15 protein-coding genes are annotated in these 19,763 nt (G+C 67.9%); 5 read left to right on the top strand and 10 right to left on the bottom strand.

Going from position 1 to position 19,763, the window contains the following annotated elements:
* Positions 1-499: 499 nt before the first annotated feature.
* A complete protein-coding gene (locus ABOD76_RS08035) occupies positions 500-2,839 on the top strand; it encodes a carbohydrate-binding domain-containing protein (RefSeq protein WP_350244295.1) in 2,340 nt (779 codons plus the stop codon).
* A 106-nt stretch (positions 2,840-2,945) separates the two neighbouring features.
* Here the strand turns inward: ABOD76_RS08035 and ABOD76_RS08030 are convergent, their stop codons facing one another.
* The 8 genes from ABOD76_RS08030 to ABOD76_RS07995 form a co-directional block, all read right to left on the bottom strand.
* The gene (locus tag ABOD76_RS08030) at positions 2,946-3,878 is read right to left on the bottom strand and encodes a VOC family protein (protein WP_350244294.1); all 933 of its coding nucleotides are present in this window, start codon (positions 3,876-3,878) and stop codon (positions 2,946-2,948) included.
* Positions 3,879-3,906: 28 nt separating this feature from the next.
* The gene (locus ABOD76_RS08025; RefSeq protein ID WP_350244293.1) at positions 3,907-4,320 is read right to left on the bottom strand and encodes a DoxX family protein; all 414 of its coding nucleotides are present in this window, start codon (positions 4,318-4,320) and stop codon (positions 3,907-3,909) included.
* Between the two features lie 37 nt (positions 4,321-4,357).
* Positions 4,358-5,284 (bottom strand): VOC family protein, encoded by a 927-nt coding sequence (locus ABOD76_RS08020; RefSeq protein WP_350244292.1) that lies wholly within the window; start codon positions 5,282-5,284, stop codon positions 4,358-4,360.
* A 60-nt stretch (positions 5,285-5,344) separates the two neighbouring features.
* On the bottom strand, positions 5,345-5,818 hold the full coding sequence (locus tag ABOD76_RS08015) for a MarR family winged helix-turn-helix transcriptional regulator (RefSeq protein ID WP_350244291.1): 474 nt from the start codon (positions 5,816-5,818) through the stop codon (positions 5,345-5,347).
* A 143-nt stretch (positions 5,819-5,961) separates the two neighbouring features.
* The gene (locus tag ABOD76_RS08010; RefSeq protein ID WP_350244290.1) at positions 5,962-8,211 is read right to left on the bottom strand and encodes a hypothetical protein; all 2,250 of its coding nucleotides are present in this window, start codon (positions 8,209-8,211) and stop codon (positions 5,962-5,964) included.
* Positions 8,198-8,959: a fimbrial biogenesis chaperone gene (locus ABOD76_RS08005; protein ID WP_350244289.1), complete on the bottom strand. Its 762-nt coding sequence runs from the start codon at positions 8,957-8,959 to the stop codon at positions 8,198-8,200. The genes ABOD76_RS08010 and ABOD76_RS08005 overlap by 14 nt, the downstream gene beginning before the upstream one ends.
* A gap of 59 nt (positions 8,960-9,018) precedes the next feature.
* Positions 9,019-9,423: a hypothetical protein gene (locus tag ABOD76_RS08000; protein ID WP_350244288.1), complete on the bottom strand. Its 405-nt coding sequence runs from the start codon at positions 9,421-9,423 to the stop codon at positions 9,019-9,021.
* A gap of 105 nt (positions 9,424-9,528) precedes the next feature.
* Entirely contained in the window at positions 9,529-10,113 is a 585-nt protein-coding gene (locus ABOD76_RS07995; protein ID WP_350244287.1) for a hypothetical protein, read from the bottom strand.
* A 476-nt stretch (positions 10,114-10,589) separates the two neighbouring features.
* Between ABOD76_RS07995 and ABOD76_RS07990 the strand changes: the two genes are divergently transcribed.
* On the top strand, positions 10,590-12,548 hold the full coding sequence (locus ABOD76_RS07990) for a hypothetical protein (RefSeq protein ID WP_350244285.1): 1,959 nt from the start codon (positions 10,590-10,592) through the stop codon (positions 12,546-12,548).
* 281 nt (positions 12,549-12,829) lie between these two features.
* Here the strand turns inward: ABOD76_RS07990 and ABOD76_RS07985 are convergent, their stop codons facing one another.
* On the bottom strand, positions 12,830-13,315 hold the full coding sequence (locus tag ABOD76_RS07985; protein ID WP_350244283.1) for a DinB family protein: 486 nt from the start codon (positions 13,313-13,315) through the stop codon (positions 12,830-12,832).
* A gap of 639 nt (positions 13,316-13,954) precedes the next feature.
* Here ABOD76_RS07985 and ABOD76_RS07980 point away from each other — a divergent pair.
* The 3 genes from ABOD76_RS07980 to ABOD76_RS07970 all read left to right on the top strand — a co-directional run bounded on the left by ABOD76_RS07980 (position 13,955) and on the right by ABOD76_RS07970 (position 16,620).
* Positions 13,955-14,875 (top strand): hypothetical protein, encoded by a 921-nt coding sequence (locus ABOD76_RS07980; RefSeq protein ID WP_350244282.1) that lies wholly within the window; start codon positions 13,955-13,957, stop codon positions 14,873-14,875.
* 444 nt (positions 14,876-15,319) lie between these two features.
* Entirely contained in the window at positions 15,320-15,556 is a 237-nt protein-coding gene (locus ABOD76_RS07975) for a hypothetical protein (RefSeq protein WP_350244281.1), read from the top strand.
* 53 nt (positions 15,557-15,609) lie between these two features.
* On the top strand, positions 15,610-16,620 hold the full coding sequence (locus tag ABOD76_RS07970) for a chemotaxis protein CheB (protein WP_350244280.1): 1,011 nt from the start codon (positions 15,610-15,612) through the stop codon (positions 16,618-16,620).
* A gap of 9 nt (positions 16,621-16,629) precedes the next feature.
* On the opposite strand, the gene ABOD76_RS07965 is transcribed toward ABOD76_RS07970, so the two are convergent.
* A complete protein-coding gene (locus ABOD76_RS07965; RefSeq protein ID WP_350244278.1) occupies positions 16,630-19,617 on the bottom strand; it encodes a chemotaxis protein CheB in 2,988 nt (995 codons plus the stop codon).
* Positions 19,618-19,763: the final 146 nt, after the last annotated feature.

Below are 19,763 nucleotides of genomic sequence, written 5' to 3'. Positions count from 1 at the left end.
AGCTTCAGGGATGTTGCCGAGGGGACCTGGTGTTGAGCGGGACCTTCGCCGCCGCTGGCCTTGCTCTGCATCCGGTCGATTTCAGCAGAAGGAGAGGCAGATCGCGAAGCCACAGCAGACCCGAAGCGGACGACTCCTCTTGCCGTTCGGCGCTCCACCAAGGACTGGTTCGGCGGCCGGGCTCAACCGATCATTTACTTTGGCTCGTTGCGGCTCTTTCGGCCCCTGAACGTCTTGACAGCGGTTGCAGAACCTTCCTATACTTCGCCCAGCCTGCACAACAGACGGCGGTCGGAATCCTGTTCCGGCCCATCACCTCATCCTTTTTTCCAGACGATGTTGCCGGGTATGCCGTGAGGTCCACCCAGGAAGAGCTGCCTCCGTTCTCCCTCAACATGACAGCGCTTGCACATTGGTTCTCCGTGTGCATTGTTCTCTGTTCACTGCCGTGCCGAGGCCCGTCGCCCCGCTTCCACGCCCACCCGTCAAAGGAGTTCCGATGTCGCTGCTTCCCCGCACACCGCATCACGCCCGGCCGATGCTGCTGGCGCTGACTGCCGCCCTGCTCGCCAGCTGCGGTCAGCCGCAGGCCACCAAGCCCCAGCCGTGTACCCCCACCCTGGCCGACACTCCGGACGGTCCCGCCGGCCCCTATGACCCGGCCACGTCGGAAGCGGCCCTGCCGGACCTGCTGACCGCCGCGGCTCGCAAGCCCTCTCAGGCGGGCGCGCTGAAGATCGTGCGCCTGAACTGCATGACCACACTGGTCGACGCCTCCGGCACCCCGATCCAGCTGCGCGGCATGAGCACCCACGGCCTGCAGTGGTTCCCCGGCATCGTCAACGACAACGCCTTCAACACGCTCGCCAACGACTGGGGATCCAACGTCGTCCGCCTGGCGATGTACGTCAGCGAGGGCGGGTACGCGACAGATCCGGCGATCAAACAGCGCGTCATCGACGGCATCAACGCCGCGATCAAGAACGACCTGTACGTGATCGTGGACTGGCACGTCACCACCCCCGGCGACCCCAACGCCGACGTGTACAAGGGCGCCCTGGACTTCTTCAAGGACATCTCGCAGCGCTACCCGAACAACCGCAACATCATCTACGAGGTGGCCAACGAGCCCAGCCCCAATGACCCCGGCGTCAGCAACGACGCGGCCGGCTGGGCCAAGGTCAAGGCGTACGCCGAGCCGATCATCAAGATGCTGCGCGACACCGGCAACAAGAACATCGTGCTGGTGGGCAGCCCCAACTGGAGTCAGCGCCCGGACTTGGCCGCCGACAATCCGATCAAGGACGATCGCACCATGTACACGGTGCACTTCTACAGCGGCACCCACAAGCCGTCGAACGACGTGTCGGACCGCAGCAACGTGATGAGCAACGCCCGCTACGCCCTGCTGCACGGCGCGCCAATCTTCGTCAGCGAGTGGGGCAGCAGCGAGGCAAGCGGCAACAACGGGCCGTTCCTGCAGGACGCCGACCGCTGGCTGGCGTTCTTGAACCGCAACCACATCAGCTGGGTCAACTGGTCGCTGAGCAACAAGAACGAGACCTCCGCCGCGTTCATGCCGTACTCGACGAGCAGGCCGGCCACCGATCTCGATCCGGGCACCGATCACCTGTGGGCGCCCAGCGAGCTGACCCTGTCCGGCGAGTTCGCGCGCGCACGGATCAAGGGGGTCGCCTACCGCCCGATCGACCGCACGGCCTTCACGCAGACGCTCTGGAACTTCGACGACAATACGTTGCAGGGCTGGGGCCTCAACAGTGACAGCCCGGTCAAGACCGTGACGCTCAGCAACACCGGCGGGGCGTTGACCCTGACGGGCATGACGGCCAGCCACGACGTGAGCGACACCGGCTACTGGTCCAACGTCCGCATTTCCGCCGACACGTCCAGCGTCCGTCAGGACATTGCCGGCGCCAAAACCCTCAGCATGGACGTGACCGTGGCGGCCCCCACCACCGTTGCGGTGGCGGCCATTCCGCAGAACGCCGCGCACGGCTGGAGCAACCCCACCCGCGCCATCCTGGTGAAGCCCGAGCAGTTCGTGAAGCAGGCGGACAACAGCTACAAGGCCACCCTGAGCATCTCCACCGCCGACTCCCCGAACTTTGCGGCGATCGCCGAGGACCCGACCGTGGCCGGCAGCACCCTCAGCAACCTGATCCTGTTCGTGGGTGCCCAGGGCACCGACCGGGTGGCCATCGACAACATCACGGTGGCCGGCAACCGCAGCACCACCGGCCCGGTGGTCAACCACGCGCCCCTCGGGACCGCCACCCTGCCCTCCACCTTCGAGGACGGCACCCGGCAGGGCTGGGCCTGGGACGCGGCGTCCGGCGTCACGACCTCGCTCACCGTTGCTGACGCGGCCGGCTCCAAGGCGCTCAGCTGGGACGTGACCTACCCGGACGTGAAACCCGCCGACAGCTGGGCCTCGGCGCCGCGGCTGGTGCTGGGCAACATCAACGCCACGCGCGGCAGCAACCGCTACCTGGTGTTTGACTTCTACCTCAAGCCGCAGCGCGCCACCACCGGCACCCTCTCGGTCAACCTGGCCTTCTCGCCACCGGCCCTGGGGTACTGGGCTCAGGCGGCCCAGACGCTCGACATTCCGCTGAACACGCTGTCTGGTCTGACCAAGACCGCCGACGGGCTCTACCACTTCACCGCCTCGTTCGACCTGACCAACATTGCGGACAACAAGGTGATCGCCTCCGACACCGTGCTGCGTGACGTGACGGTCGTGGTTGCCGACAACAAGAGCGACTACGCGGGCACCATGTACGTGGACAACGTTCACTTCTCCGCCACGGCGCCCTGAGCGTCGCCAAGAACTGAAGAGGCCCCAGCCGGAATCCCGGCTGGGGCCGAATGCTGTCCGCGGGTCTGCGTTCGCCCTGCGTTTCCCTGCTCTGATCGGCGGCGCCTTAACGTGCGGGCTGGTCGAGGGCGGCCAGCGCACTCGCCACAGTCGAAGGACCAACCCGGAGCCGCAGGGCATTCCTGGAGGGATCACGCACGACCAGCCCGGCCGAGGAGTCGTGCACCTGGGTGCCGGCACGGTTCAGCCGCGTGATCACGGCCTCGAGCTCGGCCGCGCTCGACAGTTCGATGGTGGAGTGCCGCAGGCCCAGTGCGCCGTCCGGCGCCGCGGGGCCGCCGCGGCTGTGCCAGGCGTTGTTGCCGAGGTGATGGTGGTAGCCGCCCGCCCCGGCGAATACGGCGTCCATGGCGTCCAGCGTGATGTCGAAGCCCAGAACCTGTTCGTAGAACTGCCGGGTCGCGGCCGCGTCGCTCATCTTGAGGTGCACGTGGCCCATCCGGGTCCCGTTCGGCGCCCCTGCCCAGCCGGGGTCGTTCGCCGTGAGCGTGCCCAGCAGGCCCCGGAGATCGACCGCCGCCTGATCCATGCGGCTGAACTTCCCGTCCTTGAACGGCCACTGCTCACGCGGCCAGTCGTGGTAGATCTCGATGCCGTTGCCCTCCGGGTCATTGAAGTAGAAGGCCTCGTGCGTCTTGTGGTCGGACTGCCCGAGGCGCAGGCCGAGCGCGGCGGCATGCTGCAGCCAGCGGGCGAGGTCCGGGCGGGTCGGGAACGCGATGGCGAGGTGGTACAGGCCGGCCGCGTTCGCCGGGGCCTCAGGGGCGGCCGCGTCGCCGAGCAGGGTGACGAGCGGGTGGCCGTCCGGCGTACCCAGCACGGCCGCCGGGCCGTGCCGGTCCAGGAGGGTGAGGCCGAGCGTCACCTGGTAAAAGCGGGAGGCGCGCTCCAGGTCGCGGACGGTCAGGGCGACCTCACCGAGGGTGAGCGCGGGGTCGATGCGCGTGGCGAGCGGGGTGTGCGGGGCGGGGCTGGTCATGGGATCACGTCCTTGCTGGGTCTGGCGCTCAGCGGGCCTGAATGGGTGCCCGGCGGGCGCGGCCCCAGGCGATGAGGCCGGCGACGACCGCCAGGGCGAGGTTCATCGGCAGCACCGTCGGTTCCCCGCGGCTGAGGTGGAAGGCCGAGGCGAGCACCATCACCGCGATGAGGCAGAGCGCCGCGAGCGGCGTGAGGTTCGGGCGGATGCGGGTGAGGCTGGGCAGGATCAGCCCGAGCGCGCCGGCGACCTCCGCGAGGCCGATGAAGCGCACCAGGCCGGCGGGAACGTCGCTCACCCAGGCCATCTGCTGGGCGAGCTGCAGGATGGGCGTGATCAGCTTCGTCACGCCGGTCATCAGGAAGGCGGCAGCGAGCAGCACCTGAAGTGCCCAGAGGGTGAGGTGCAGGGCGCGGCTGGGTCGGGCGGTGAGGGTCGTCATGGTGAGCTCCGTTGAGCGGCGAGGTCGAGGGAGCGGTTCAGGCGGTGCGGAGGCGGACGGTGATGCCCCAGGGATCGGTGGACAGGATCCCTTGCGGGGTGACGGTGACCTCGAAGCCTTCCGCCTGCAGGCTGGCGGCCGTGCGGTCCACCGTGGCCTGGTCGGGCAGCACCAGGTCCCAGGTCAGCAGGCGGGCGTCGTCGTCGCCGGACGGGGGGCTGCCGGCCGCCCAGGTGTTGAGGCCGAGGTGGTGGTGGTATCCGCCGGCGCCGAGGAACAGGGCGGTGGGCAGGCTCCAGGTGGTCTTCGGGAAGCCGAGGCCCCGGTGGTAGAAGCGGGCCGCCTCGTCCAGGTCGCCGACGTAGAGGTGCAGGTGCCCGAGGGTGGTGCCGGTGGGCACGCCGGTCCAGGGGGCGTCGCCGGCCGCTTCTTTCAGGGCGGTCAGGTCCAGCGGGTCGCCGCCGCCGATGATCTCGCCGGCTTCGGTGACGCGCCACTCGTCGCGGGGACGGTCACGATACACCTCGACGCTGAGGCCGTCCGGGTCCTTGAGGTAGGTCGCCTCGCTGAAGTGGTGATCGGACTGACCGACGTGAACGCCGAGCGAGAGGGCGTTCTGGATGAAGCGCCCCAGGTCAGCGCGGGTGGGGAGCAGCACGGCGATGTGGTACAGGCCGAGGCGCCCACGGTGCGGGGCGGCATGGACGCCCCGCTTCTCGCGGAGTTCCAGCAGGACCTGCCCGTCGGGCGTGCCGAGGCGAGCGATCTGATGCCCAGCCAGGTCGGTGTCGTGCACCTGCAGGCCGATGACCTGGGTGTAGAAGCGCAGCGAGGCGTCCAGGTCGCTGATCTGGAGGACGACCGGCCCGAGCTGGACGTCGCCGCTGAGGGGCGGGCGCTCCGGGTTGAGGCCGATGCGGTCCTGGGGCAGGGTGCGGTAGGGAAGGGTGGGGGGTAGATTCATCGGAAACTCCTTGTGATGCGATCAGGTGTTGAAACAAGTATCGGGTAACGCTGGACGGCCTTACTGCGGTGTCAACCGGCCACGGATCTGGGTCATGATCTCGATCAGGGTGTGCAGCTGACCGGGCGTGAGGTGCCCGAAGTGCTCGTGGTGCAGCGCGGCCACAGGCTCGTCCAGCTGGTCCACCAGCGTCCGGCCCTTCGGGGTCAGGGCGGTGGGCACGCAGCGGCGGTCGGTGGTGCTGCGCACACGCTGCACCAGGCCGGCGTCCTCCATCTTGTCGAGCAGGCGGGTGACGTCGGGCATGCGGGTCAGCAGGCGTTCCCGGATCTCGTTGCGTCCCAGTCCCGCGTCGCCCGCGCCACGCAGGATGCGCAGGATGTTGTATTGGGTGGGGGTGAGGCCGTGCTGCTGGTAGAACGCCTCGCCCCGGTCCGCAATCAGCTGGGTGGTGCGGAAGAGGTTGAGCGCCGCCTCTTCTTCCAGATTTCGGAAGGGGCGCTGTTGGTGAATCTCCTCCCGGAGGGTAGTCATGTCTCCCAATATAGGTGTTGAAACAGATAACTACAAGGGAGTGACCTTCTTGATGATCAGGAGACGCAGGTGGACCGCCGCAGCAGAGCGGTGGGTACCGGACTGCGTTCCCCTGGAGTGCGCCTCTGAACACCGCCTGTGCGTCAGTGGGCGCCTGGGTCTGCGGCGCAGGTCGCTTCCTTGGCGGCCGGCGCCAGGACGACGGCGCAGCGGCGGGTTCCGTCTGGCCCGCGCAGCTCACCGGTCCGGTTCGCCTCAGCCTGGGGCACCAGGCCATACCCCTCGTCGTCCAGCGGGATCTTCTGGCCGTCCAGGTACAGGTCCGCGCCGCTCGCCACCTCGGCCGGACTCCAGCGGAACTGCACGAAGGTCGAAACCTGGAAGTTGTCGCGCCAGTCCACCACAGTCAGGCCGGTGGCCGCAGGTTGCACCTCCGCCTCCACGCTGGTGACGCTCACGCCCAGCGGCAGGTCGCGCAGGTCGATGCGGACCGAGACCGTCTGCGCGGGCGCCACCTGGGAGATCAGGGCGTCGCCCCGCTGGTTGGTAACCACCGTGCCCAGACCATTCACCAGCAGCGTCAGGTTCGGCACGCCGGTCCGGATCAGGATGCCGCGCTGCGCCAGGCCCGAGGTGAGCATCAGGCGGCCGTCCAAGTACGCCACCGCGCCGGTGACCTCGGCGCTGGCCCCGCGCGAGGTGGCGGACGCGCCGACTTCAATGCCCCGGCTGAGGCCGTACGTGACGCCGACCTCGTTGAGGTCCGCGTTGACCGTGATGGCCTGTGTGGGGTCGGGACGGTAGCTCAGGGCCGCGGTCGGCGCAGTGCCCCCCTGTCCGACGCTGACGCCGGCCGCGCCCTGAAGCTTCGGCGTGAAGACGTAGGTGCCGCGCAGCGCCGCCCGCCAGGCGCCCGGCTGCACCGAGGCGGTGAGCGCCATGGCGCTGCGCTCGTTCAGGATGCGGCTCACGCTGGCGTCCACCCGCCACGAACCGCGGGTCAGGCCCGTGGAGGCGCCGGCCGAAAAGTACCACGGAGCGGCACTGTAGGTGGCGCTCAGGTTCAGGGTGCTGCCGGACAGCTCGCCCACCGGCACGCCCACTGCGCCGCTCACGTTCAGCGGCCCACGCTGGTAGGCGACTGAGCCGTTGACCCGCGTGCTTAGCGACGCGGCCGTGCCAGCGCTGCCGGGTGTCCGGCTGACCTGTGCGCCGATGCTTCCGGAGAGCGGTGAGCCTCCGTAGCGCACCAGGGCCGCCGCGTTGACAGCGCCGCTGCCGGACACGCTGGCCTGCGTCTCCACACTCCACTCCGGGCGGACCGCGTAGCTGACGGAGCCGCTGACGCCCCAGCCGGCATCGGTGGCCTGATCGTCGTAGCTGACGCTGGCACTGGCGAACAGCCCGCCGGTCAGGCTGTCCGCAGAAGGCGCCACGTCGTCGAAGCGGCGCGAGCTGACCCCGGTCTCGTCCTCGATCAGCAGTTCGACGGTGTTGTGCGCCTGACGTGGCAGCGGCACCCGCCACAGGGTGACCTCGCCGGCGGGCGCGTCCACGCTGCCCAGCAGCTGGCCGTTGACCAGCACGCTGATCGACGCCGGGTTTTCCAGCTGCACCTTGAGGGGAGCGGCGACGGACGGCACCTGCCGCCGGTAGGTGGCCGTCACGCCACTCACGCTGGACGCGGAGAAGGCTGGCTGGGTGACGCCGGGGGCGGCGTGATACGCGGCGTACACCGCCAGAGCCGGAGAAAAGGCGTACTGGGCCGTGGCCCGAAGTTGCAGCTGGGCGGCGCTGCCCGGATGTCCGGTGTACAGCGCGCCGACGTACCCGGTCGCGTTGCCGCGCCCGCCACCCACCCCGACGTACGCGCTGGCGGCACCGAGCGCCACGGCCGGCGCGCCCTCGGCCCGTTCGCCGCGCAGATCGTAGCTGGCGGCCCCCTGCACGCCGAAATCCAGCCCGAAGGCCGGCACCACCGGGTAGATCCGGGGCGTCAGGGTCTGGCCCACGTCGATCTGCCGCTGGCCCAGCCGGGCCAGCGCCGGCGTGATCCGCACCTCCTGGGTGTCGCCGCGGTACGTCACCCGCAGTTCCGGCAGCAGCCGCACAAACGCCTCGCCGTCGCAGTCCACCCGGCCGGCGACGTACACCTGTTCATTCGCGCGCAACACTTCTGCCGGCAGCAGCAGGTCGGTCACCTGGTCGTCCTGATGCTCGATCCGCACCACGATGCTGCCGCGCGAGGACTGTCCCACCTTCACGTCGAGCAGTTCCTCTGGCAAGTCGCAGCCGGCCGCCGCCGAGAGCCCCGCCGACCCTAGGGCCAGCCCCAGGGCGAGCAGCGCCCACCGGCGTGCCGGCCGGCGGCGGGAGGACTCAGGGAAGCGCAAGGGTCTGCTCGAGGACCCGGCCGTCCTCGGCCTCATATTTCATGGTCAGGGGGCCTGCCTCCCCGCCCAGCCCCGGCAGGGCCAGGGTGATGGTGCTGCCGGCCAGCAGCGGCAGCACCTTGGTGCCGAGCGTAACGGAGCCGCGCACAAACTGGACATTCCGCATGATGGTGCGGCGGTTGCCACTGTTCTGCAGCAGCAGCGAGACGTCTTTGCCCGAAGTCGTCGCGGTGAACGCGAGTTTTGACACGGCACCGGGCGGCGTCACATAGACCGGCAGTGAGAAGGTCAGGGCGATGTTCATGCCGGCAGTGCTGTCCTTCCCGACGGTGCCCGCCCCAATTTTAGGCAGCTCGACGCCCTCGATCGGCACCTGCTGCACCAGCACGCGGTAGGTCAGTTCCGTGGCGCCCGGCTTCTTGCGGACGCCGATGCGGATCAGCTGCGTGCCGCCGGGCTTGATGGTGAAGCTCGGCGGATTGACGATCAGGTCCCGGGTCTCGTCCAGCACTTCCTTGCCGTCCACGATGTGCCACAGCACTGCCACCACGTCGAAGCGTGCCGGGGTGGTGGTGCTGTTCACCATGGTCGTCTCGGTGACCAGGTTGTGCGAGGCGTCGATTTCCAGCAGGGTGGGGGTAAACCCGAACACCTGAGCCCGCACGGGTCCCAATCCGGCGGCCAGCAGCGCCAGCAGGGTCACTACGGCCCGGAACGGATGAAGGGAATTCAGCAGATGACGTGGCACGGGGTTCTCCTCGGAGGTGGGTGGGCGGGGATCGAGCAGCATGCCATTGTGGACTGCCCTCAGGGCAGGGGTGGTCGAAGGGAAAGGGTCAGCGGCAGGCTGTAGGTGCCCACGGAAACCCACTGACCGGCCTTGGCGGTCAGCGAAAAACGAAGGGTCTGGCTGCCGTTGACGCCAAGACCGGCCAGCAGCGGAAGGCCCTGGTTGATCGTGAGGATCAACGGCGCCTGGGTCTGGTACGGCCGGGTGCCGGTCGCCGTGTTGTAGACGGTGAGTTGCAGTTGCTGGTCCATCGAGACGCTCAGGCCGGGGCCCTGCAGCAGCAGCTGCGTGGCGTCTGACGGAGCTTCACATTCGATCTGCACCGCCAGCACGCCTGTGCTGGCACGCAGCGCGCTGTAGTCGGGCATCTCCAGCTGCGCCTGCGCGATGACGCAGCGCGCCCCGGCACTGGACAGGAGCACGCACGCAAGGGGAGCAAGGACACGGAGCACAGGGACCTCCAGACGAGAATGGACGCTGGGCGGGTGCCCTGGCCTCACGACCAAGGGCACCCACCCGGCGCAGCGTTAGTAGTTGACGGACACGTTCAGCGTGCCCTTGTAATCGCCGACCGTGGGCTCGAACTGCCCCTTGTCCGGCGTGAACGTGGCGAGGATGTTGTAGATGTCGCCGTTTCCACCGGGGACGTTGCCGGGGGCGAACTCCAGCTTGTAGGCGCCTTCCAGCGTCTTGTCGTCGTTGTTGACGCCGCTCGCCAGCGTGTACCCCTTGAGCACCAGCGACATCATGCCGTTGAGGGTGGTGGGCGCCTTGCCGCTGGCGGTGGTGGTCTGCACCTCGAAGGTGTTGCCCACGCCGTACAGGGCCTTGGCCGTGATGGTCACGTTGGTCCCGGTCTGGCAGCGGAAGTTGGGGTTGCCGGTTGACGTCGTGTCGACGACGACGGACTGAACGGTCGTGTCCGTGCCGTTGTAGGTCTTGTCCGTCTTGCTGTCGTAACTGGGGGCCAGGTTCACCGCGCAGCCGGGCACCACGGTCATGTAGAAGTTCAGTGCGGTGCTGGCTGCACCGGGATCCCGGCCACCTGGGTTGTTCTCCGCGTATGCCACCGTCATCGAAGCCATCGCCGCAATCAGAAGTGCTTTCTTCATACTCGTTCCTCCTTAGAGACCGTCCAGGCAGAAGGTGAAGGCGCCTGCACCATGTGCTGGTGCGGGTTTCTTTGACTTTGCCTGCTCGGGACTTCTCCAATGTATGAGACACATGTGCCCCTGTCAACGAATTTGATGGGCAAAAAATAAAATGAAGTTAAATAGTCAATCAACGTTTTGGCAAGTTTTAACGACGGAAATGAGCATGTTAAAGGCGGCAGCAAATTCTGGCTCTGGGACAGCTGGGCGTTCTCTGTGCAACCGGGTCTGAACGTTAAAAAGTGTGTGGCGACGTCATGCCCAGACCCGATTTGAGAGCCGCAACAACCGCCGCTCCTTCCCTTCATCTTGCGCACCCACAAATGTGTGCCTGCCCACCCGGCCCGTGCGGCAGAATGGGCCCTGTGCTTCGTGAAGATGGCTCTTCAGCTGATTCAGGCGCATCTGACACCATCCCCTTCACCCCCGCTCCCGACGTGTCCGTCAAGGTGTTTGGCAAGCTGGAAGTCCTGGTCGGGGGAGAGCCGGTCAAACTCTCTGCCCGCGCCGTCACCCTGCTGACCTACCTGGCGCTGGAAGGCGGCCGGATTCACCGCACCACCGCCGCCCAGCTGCTGTGGTCGGAAGCCGGGCCACAGGGCCTGCGCAACCTGCGGGTGGAACTGACCGCGCTGCGCCGCCTGGGCATCGAGCTGAGCCCCAACCGGTCGTCGTCCCTGAGTCTGCATGCCCTGACGGAACTCGATGACCTGCAACAGCGCAGCGGTCAGGCCCGCGCTCGCCTCGCCGCGACCCTGACCCAGCCGCTGCTGAACTTCAACGACCACGGCAACCCGGCGCTGGGCGCCTGGGCCCGGCGGCAACGGCATCATCTGACGCGGGCGGTGGAACAGCTGGTGAGCGCGGCCACGTCCGGCGCCGCACAACCGTCTGCGCCGCTCGGCGTGCCGGCAGACCGGCACCTGGTCCAGTGGATCGCCGACCGGATCCTGCCGGAGCTCCAGTCGTTCGTTCAGGGGGCGCGGCATCCCCAGCTGGCGCTGTACGTGGGCCGGTCCGGCAGCGGTCGACGCGAGTCGCTGGACCTCGCCCTGACCCGGCTGGGCCTGACCCAGGTGGAGGTCACCGCGTCCGCCAGTCTGGACAGCATGCAGCTGCTGCTGCGGGCCAACCTGATGAAGGCCCTCCACCAGACGGAGCCGCAGGACGTGCCGCAGCGCGTCCACCGTCATGGAGCGGAACCGAGCGAGCTGTCCGAACTGACCCAGCTGCTGATGAAGGCCGGTCCGCTGGCCATCGTGGTGCACGCGGGCGAGCGGCTGAGTCTCGAAACCACGCAGCTCATTGACCTCATGCTGGGTCTGGCACGGCCGCTGCTGGTGGTGGTGGTCGCGACGTCCGCCGGTCGGTCCCAGCTGGAAGACCTGCTGAGCCACCACGATCAGCCCGGCTGGTTTCAGGTGATCGCGGTGCCGACCCTGACGCCCGAGAGCCTGCCCGCCCGGTTCGGTGAGGACGCGGCGTCTGGGAGCCTGGACAGCGATGACCGCTTCGAGATCATTCGCCAGAGCGAGGGCTTTCTGGCGGCGATCCGCTGTCAGCTCCCCAGCTCCGCGTCCGTGCGCGGCCGGCTGGGACAGCGGCTGCACCGCACCCTGCATGCGGAACTGGCGGTGGTGCTGGGGGCGGACCTTGAGTATCTGCAGGTGCTGGCGCTGCTGCCGGGCCCGTTCTCCGAGGTGACGGCGCTCGGCACGCTCAGCCAGGCGGGGCTGGAGATCGGCCGGGCCCGCTGGCTGCTCCGACATGCATTGCAGGCGTGCATTCTGGAGCATGTCGACAGCGTCATCGCGGTCCGGATGCCGCAACGGCAGGTGCGGTTGCCGGACGACGCCCGGCTGCTGTGGTTTCACAGCGAACTGCAACGCGCGGCGCTGGCCGGGTCGCTGGATGCGGGCGAGCGTCACCGGCTGAAACCCTCGGTGTGCACGCTGCCGACCGTGGTGGAACCGTCTGGACCGGGCATCACGCTGACACCGTCGACGACCGCCCCCGCCCTGGTGGAGCGGCACGACAGCACGCTGCTGCCCGGAGGCTATGTGCTGCTGACGCGGGCCGGTGGCTGGACCGTCCAGCGCCTGGGGGCGGCAGGTCACGCGGTCCCACGGCTCGAGCTGCACTTTGCAGCGCCGGCCGCTGCCCGGCGCTGGCAGTTCCTTGTGCAGCTGCAGCGCCGCACCGGTGCCGAACCGGGCGTTCAGGTCCTGAATGGAGCGGGTCAGTTGTTTCAGCAGGTACGGGCCGAACCCTGGCTGCAGCCGCTGGAACCGGGCGGGTGGATGCAGGCCGAGGGGGCCTTACGAGACCAACGGCTGATCCTGGCGGTGCAGGCCACCGATCTGATCCTTCATCTGGAGCGTCCGACATTCATCTAAGGCATCCGGGAAGAGCGTAACCGCTGGCATTCGAGTAGGTATGCGTGATGCTCTTTAACTCGAAGGGGGAACGTTATATGTCCTCTGTCTTCGCCCGAGTGAATCCGCGCCAAATTCACGAGTAGGTCCTTGATAAACGACGATCGTGGACGGAGAGGGACCCGTGGAGCGCCGGGATACTGAGGCCCTCGGTTGTTCACAGGAGATTAACCTGCAACTCAGTCCCTGGCACCAGCCATCGGGCTGCCTCCTGCAGGAAGCAGCCCGATGCGAATGTTGCCCTACTGAGGGCGGAGGGTGACCGCGAGGAGCCGGATCGCCCCCAGGTGATAGGCACTGTGAGCCAGGATGCTCAAAAAGCCACCGATGGGCTCGTCGTCCCACACCTCAATCCGGGAAAGGTGCGCCATGGCGGCGGCGTACTCATCTCGAATCGCCCGCTGGAGGTTGCTCCATTCCTCGGCGGTGACCGTCCGGGTCTGCCAGCTTCCCGGCCAGTCGGGCCGCACATCTTCTTCCTGCGCGATGAACCGGCGGAGGATCTGAATGTAGTAGCGGGTATGTTCCGTGTGGGCGGCGATCGTGGCTCCCCCTGGGCTTAGGGGCGTGGACGCGAGCGCATGATCCAGACCCTCCAGGGTTTCGAAGACACTTCCGTGGCCTCGTCCATCGATGTAATGGCTGCCTTGACCGCCCGTCCCTTCAAACGTCTCTCGGAGCAGGTCCATCAAATTGTTGAGGAAATCCGGGGCATGGACCGTGGGCATAACACCTCCAGCGTCGCCCCAACGGGCGGCGCAGAACAACAAGGGCGAAGCCGGCGTGCATGGACGCTCTTGCCGGCCAGGCCGTGTGACAGCTCAATCGGGCTTAACTCAGAAGCGCGCAGATGGGGTTGGCCATGATACACCTGTCGGCGCTCACGCGAGCTCAGCGTTGGCGCACGGAACACTGCCCACTCTATCTGTTGAAGGGAGCGCCGTGCAGTCGTGCACACCTCCCATCCTCAGAGGGAGGCGGGAGGTGCATGGCAGGGCGATGATCGAGGCAAATCTGAGCTGCGTTGAGAGTGTGACGCTGCTGTCCATCCCCCGCGCCTGTCGCACTCCCGTGGGGAGGTGTCTGCGATTCGAAGGCTCATGGAGAGTCTCTGGCCAACCTGTGTTCCGTGAGGTGGTCACGCCTCGGCGCTGCTCCCTGAATTCCAGGGGGTGCAGGTCCGTGAAGGCCGATCATACCCGCCGGCAGACCCTCTGAGTCACCCCCATCAAAATACCGGGGTTGGCCGTCACTGAGCCGGGCGACAGCCTCACAGCGGCATTCTGCAGCTGCCATCCCCCAGCCATGCTCGCGCTTCTACTGTGCTCTCAAGCTCGTTCGGTTCTGAACGACCACAGGAGACGCCCATGAACAAGAAGATGACCCAGCTGATCGCCACGTCGCTCCTCTGCGCCATGCTCGCCTCGTGCGGCGGCACCACGCCCCCCGGCGGTGGCACCGGAGGCACCGGCAATGGCGGCAACGGGAACGGGAATGGCGGCAACGGCGGCGGGACCAGCTCCGTGCCGGCCGATCTGCTGGGCATCTGGCAGGCGGGTGAGGCATCGCCCATCGGGTACTACGATCCGAACAGCGGCGCGTGGCAGGGCGCGACCGGCAGCAGCTTCATCCTCAAGCTCCACGCCGACGGCACGTACCAGTACACCGGCCTGCTGGCGGTGGGGAGCGGCTCGTGCCAGAGCAAGATCCTCAGCACCGAATCCGGCCGCGTGACCTTCGACAGCGCCAAGATGACCTTCACGCCCAGTCAGGGCGACGTGCAGTCGACCGTGTGCAACGGCCCGGTCAAGCACGAGCCGGTCACGCCCTCGGTGCGCCGCTGGGCGCTGAGCGTGGACGATTACGGCAAGGAGGCGCTGTTCACGCAGCTCGAGGACGGGTCAGGCGCGCCGGACGCGTTCTACCGCACCGACAAGCCGGCCAGGACCTACCCGAAAATCGGCATTCGCGGCAGCGTGACGGCCCCCCAGGGCCAGTCGGTCGCGGGGACGCTGATCGTGGCCTGTTACGTGGAGGACCCCACCTGCGCCAGCCCCGCCACCAAACTTCAGGCGGTGACCGGCAGCGGCACCGACGGGACCTTCAGCTTCCCGGCACTCGAGGACCGGGCCTACGCGCTGAGCGCCATCCAGGACCTCAACCACAACGGCAAGGTCGACTCGGGCGACCTGGTGGACGTGTACAGCACCACCGACGCCCCCGGTGCCCGGCCCAGCGTCCGGCCCCCGGCCGAGAACGCCCACCTGGATCTGGTGCAGGTGAAGTAACCCGGAGCGGTGGAGGCTGGTCACGGGGGCCGGCCGGCAGGAAGGATTCGCGCCCAGGTGGAATGCGTCCACCTGGGCGTTACCAGGCCCGCCGGATGCCTGGCCGCACCCTGGCCGAGTGGCTGGGTCGGATGACGCGTCGACCGTGAGATCGGTGGGACCGGTGCAGCCTCCGGGGCCCGTTCTGCACAACGATTCGTTTCACCTGAGCCGACGTTCCCGGTGGGCGCTTCCATCTCCGCCACACCACGCGCCGCCGAACAGGGCGCATACTCGGGGCACCTCGGTCTTGGACCTCCTGTCCGGCCGGGCACCTCACACGTTGAGGTAGCTGTGGCAGTCCTGGAGCTGCGGCGGTTCGTTCGTTCCCGAAGACCATGCCTGTGCTGAGCAGCGTGACCGGGTCTCCTGAACACGTCCTGCGTCCTTGCGCCGGAGCTGCCCATGACCCCCGACCCCCCGCGCCCGTCCGGGATGCACGATGGTGCGAACGGCACCGTCCATGCTCAGCTCGACGAGTTTCGCCGCCTGATTCTGCAGTACCGCCGCGACCTTGCCGAGGTGGACGTCCTGATCCGGCAGAGTGCCGGCCTGTTGGCGACCAGTGAAGTGTGCCTGAAACGGAGTCACGCGGTGATCTCGGCAGCCGGGGGAGACGCCACGGTCGCCCGCCGCGGCTGACACCGGTGCCGCTCATCGCCTCCAGTGCCGTCAGATCGCGTCACAATAGCCCCATGGCTGCGGATCCCATGGTCGTTGTCGGCGCGTCGGCTGGAGGCATTGAAGCGCTTCAGGCGCTGGTTGCTGGACTGCCCGCCGATTTTCCGGCAGCCCTGTGTGTCGTGCTGCACCTGCACGCCTCCAGCCACAGCAGCCTGCCGGAGATTCTCAGCCGCGCCGGGCCGCTGCCGGCCCACCATCCGCACGACGGAGAGACCATCCGCCCCGGCTGCATCTATGTGGCGCCGCCGGACCACCACCTGCTCGTCGACGGCGACACGCTGGGGGTGAAAAAAGGCCCCAAGGAGAGCCGCTTCCGGCCGTCGGTGGACGCGCTGTTCCGCTCCGCGGCGCACACCCGCGCGCCCCGCGTGATCGGGGTGGTGCTGTCCGGGGTGCTCGACGACGGGGTGTCGGGGCTGTGGCACATCAAGCGCGTGGGGGGGGTGGCGGTGGTGCAGGCCCCCGAAGACGCCGCCTTCGACCCGATGCCCCGCCACGCCCTCGAGCAGGTCGAGGTCGACCATCAGGGTGTGGCCGGGGAGTTGGGCGCGCTGCTCGACCAGCTGGTTCGGGCGCACGCATTCGACGACCCCACACTGAACATGGACGACCAGAACCGCCTCGCCCTGGAAGTGCAGATCGCCGCTGACGGCCCCCGTTCCCCGGCGAGTGTGAGCCAGCTCGGACCGTACACCCCGTTCACCTGCCCGGAGTGCCACGGCACGATGGTGCAGCTTGAGGAGGGTGGGGGGCTGCGCTTCCGCTGCCACACCGGCCACGCCTACACGGCCCACGCCCTGCTGGCGGAGCTGTCCGACGCCATCGAAGACAAGTTCTACCAGACGCAACGGGTGATGGAAGAAAGCTTCCTGCTGCTCGGACGCCTCGGCCAGCCGTTGCCGAAGGCGCGGGCGCTCGCGCTGCGCGCCCAGGCGCAGGTCATGGAGCAGCGGGCCAGGGCGCTGCATCAGCTGGTGCTCACCCACACCGCGCTGAGCGACGAGGAACCGTCGCCCGGATGACCGGGCGGCTCAGGGGCTGCCGGAATCGTTCGCGTCTCCGCTGAACGCCGCGCCTTCCTGCGCCGCGCGGCGCAGCAGGGCCGTCACGTCCTCGAGCTTGAGCAGGAACAGGGCCGTGCCCGGCTCATCCACGGGAATCGGATCCACTTCCACCTTGACCTGGCACTGGCCCAGTTCGGGCAGGTCGAGGGTGAGCACCTGATTCACGGTGGCTTCCTCGGTGACCACCACGTCCTGCAGCAGCCGGATCAGGTCCGGCGTGTCCAGCGCGAAGTTGCCGAGATCATACACGCGCTCGCCCATCACCTGCGCCATGGTGGCCTGCAGCAGGGTGAGCAGGGCGCGGTTGGCCGCCACGACCTTCAGGTGGGTGTCGAAGATCAGCAGGGGGTCGTGAAGGCTGTTCAGCACCCGTTCGGCATACGCCGCCGTGTGCCGCAGCTGCTGCTCCAGCGCCCGGACCACCGTGATATCGGTGAACGCCACCACCACGCCGTCGATGTAGTTGTCGGACGTGCGGTAGGGGCTGACGCGCATCAGGTACCACTGCCCACTCAGCGTCTGCACCTGCACCTCCACAATCTCCAGGGTGTCCAGCACGCGGGTGAGGTCACGGGTGAGGAACTCGTACTGAAGGTTGACGCTGATGTCCGTGATGGGGCGGCCGATGTCCACCGGCATCAGGTTGATCACCTGCGAGATGCGCGACGTGAAGCGCTTGATCTTCAGGTCGTTGTCGAGGAACACCGTCACGATGCCCGCGCTGTCCAGCAGGTTCTTCAGGTCGTCGTTGGCCTGCGCGAGGTCGTGAATCACCCGCTGGTACTCGGCGTTGATGGTGGTGAGTTCCTCATTGAGCGACTGCAGCTCTTCCTTGGAGGTGGTGAGCTCCTCGTTGGTGCTCTGCAGCTCCTCGTTGGTGCTCTGCAACTCCTCGTTGGTGCTGCGCAGCTCCTCCATCGACACGCCCATCTCCTCGATGGTGGCCTGCAGCGTCTCTTTGCTGTGCTGCAGTTCGCGCTGCAGCGTCACGACCGGGTCGGTCTGCTCGGCGGCCAGCGGACCGGACCGTCCGTCGGAGCGTTCCTGGAACTCGATCATCAGCAGGCCGGAGGCGTTGCCCGGCACCGGGCGCACGGTGACGTCCACGCTCCACACCACGCCGTCCGCCTCGACCGGCACGCTGGCAAGGCGCACCTCGCGGCGTTCCGTGACCGCCTGGCGCACCGCCACCGGCAGTTCGTAGCGCAGGCTGCTGCGGGCCATCTCGAAGACGTTGGTGAGCGTCGTCCCGGCCGGCAGTTCCAGGTAGCGGGCGGTGGGGCCGTGGACGAACAGGATGTCGCCGGCGTCGTTGATCATCACGGCGGGTGGCGCGTGGTGCGCGAGCAGCAGCCCCTGGGCGATCTGTGCCGTCTCGTTGTGTCTGGATGGCCGCGCCGGCGGGAGCGGGCTCCGGGCCGGGGGGAGCGGAAGGGTGCCGGTGCTGTGGCCCTGCTCCACCGGCCAGGCCCCCGGGTCTCCATGGCCGCGCTGGTAGATTTTCCACCGCAGGTTGAGGGACCGGAAGCGCTCGCGCTCCACTCCGGCCGTTTCACTCGCGCCCAGGAACAGCAGGCCCCCCGGACGCAGCGCGAAGTGAAACACCGACATGATCTCGGCCTGCAGCGGCGGCGACAGGTAGATCAGCAGGTTGCGGCAGCACAGCAGGTCCAGGCGCGTGAACGGCGGGTCCCCGAAGGTGTTGTGCAGGGCGAAGGTCACCAGGTTGCGGATCTCCGGGCGCACCGCGTACCCGCTGGCCGTTTCCCGGAAGGCGTGGCGCAGCCGCTCGGGAGAAACGATGTATTCGATCTCCCGAGGGTACTGCGCGGAGCGCGCCTTCTCGATCGCCTCCGCGTCGATGTCCGTGGCGAACACCTGCACCCGGAAGACCCAGCTGTCCTTCAGTTCCTCCATCAGTTCGTGCAGCACAATGGCCACCGAGTACGCCTCTTCCCCGGTCGAACAGCCGGCCACCCACACCCGCAGGACGTCACCGTCGTGCTTGTGCGTGGGAATATAGCTGCGCAGCTGCGCCTTGAGCTCCTCGAAGGCCTCCGCGTCCCGGAAGAAGCTGGTGACGTTGATGGTGAAGTCCTGAAACAGGGCCTGCACCTCTTCCGGCGAGTCCTGCACCAGCCGCACGTACTGGGTGATGTCGTCGATGCGGTGGGTTTTCATGCGGCGGTCGATGCGGCGCACCAGCGTGCCGCTCTTGTACCGGCTGAAGTCATGGCCGGTGCGCATGCGCACCACGCGCAGGATCTTCTGGAGTGGGACGCCCGCCTGGGTGTCGGCCGGCGACAGGTCCTCCAGGCGCAGCGACTGCCTGCGCGTCACCAGGGTGTACAGTCGCGGGGCCAGGTCCTCGGCGGGCAGCACCTCGTCGGCGAGCTGGGTGGCGGCCGCGCTGCGCGGCATCGAGGGGTACTCGGCCGACTGCGGGTCCTGCACCAGCACCAGTCCGAAGTGTTCTTTGAGCGCCTGAACGCCGCGGGTGCCGTCGTTGCCCATGCCCGACAGGACCACGCCGACCGCCCGCACCCCCTGATCGGCGGCGAGCGACTCGAAGAAGTGGTCGATGACCTTGCCGTTCGCCGCGTCCAGGTCGTCGAGCAGCAGGACGCCGTTCATCACCGTCAGGCTGTGTCCGGGCGGCACTACGTACACCCGGTTGGGGAGCACCGCCTGCCCGTCCTCGATCTGCGTGACGGGCATGGTGGTGCACCGTTCCAGAATGTGCGGCATCAGGCCGTGGTGATCCGGGTCGAGGTGCGGCACCACCACGAACGCCATGCCGCTCCCGTCCGGCAGGCTCAGGAAGAACCGCTCGTAGCCGTCGAGGGCGCCCGCCGAGCCGCCGATGCCCACGGTGGCCGTGGGCATCGGCGGCTCGGTGTGGGACGGCGCCGCCTGAGGGGTGGAGGGGTCCGAGAGCGGCTGTTCGTCTTCCATGGGCGCGTCCTTGAGGGGTCGGAGAGGTGGACCAGCCGGCCGTGGGCGCCGGGGCCTTCATAGACCCTCGATGATGATTCTCGGCCGGCGAGTTCCGAGATACTATCGCGGTTGAGGCCCCTCCACTGTACAGATCGCTCGTTCCG

Origin of the sequence: Deinococcus sonorensis KR-87 (genome assembly GCF_040256395.1) — a bacterium.
GTDB lineage: Bacteria > Deinococcota > Deinococci > Deinococcales > Deinococcaceae > Deinococcus > Deinococcus sonorensis.
The sequence above is the reverse complement of the archived record's forward strand: the minus strand, read 5'-3'. Positions and strand labels throughout refer to the sequence as shown.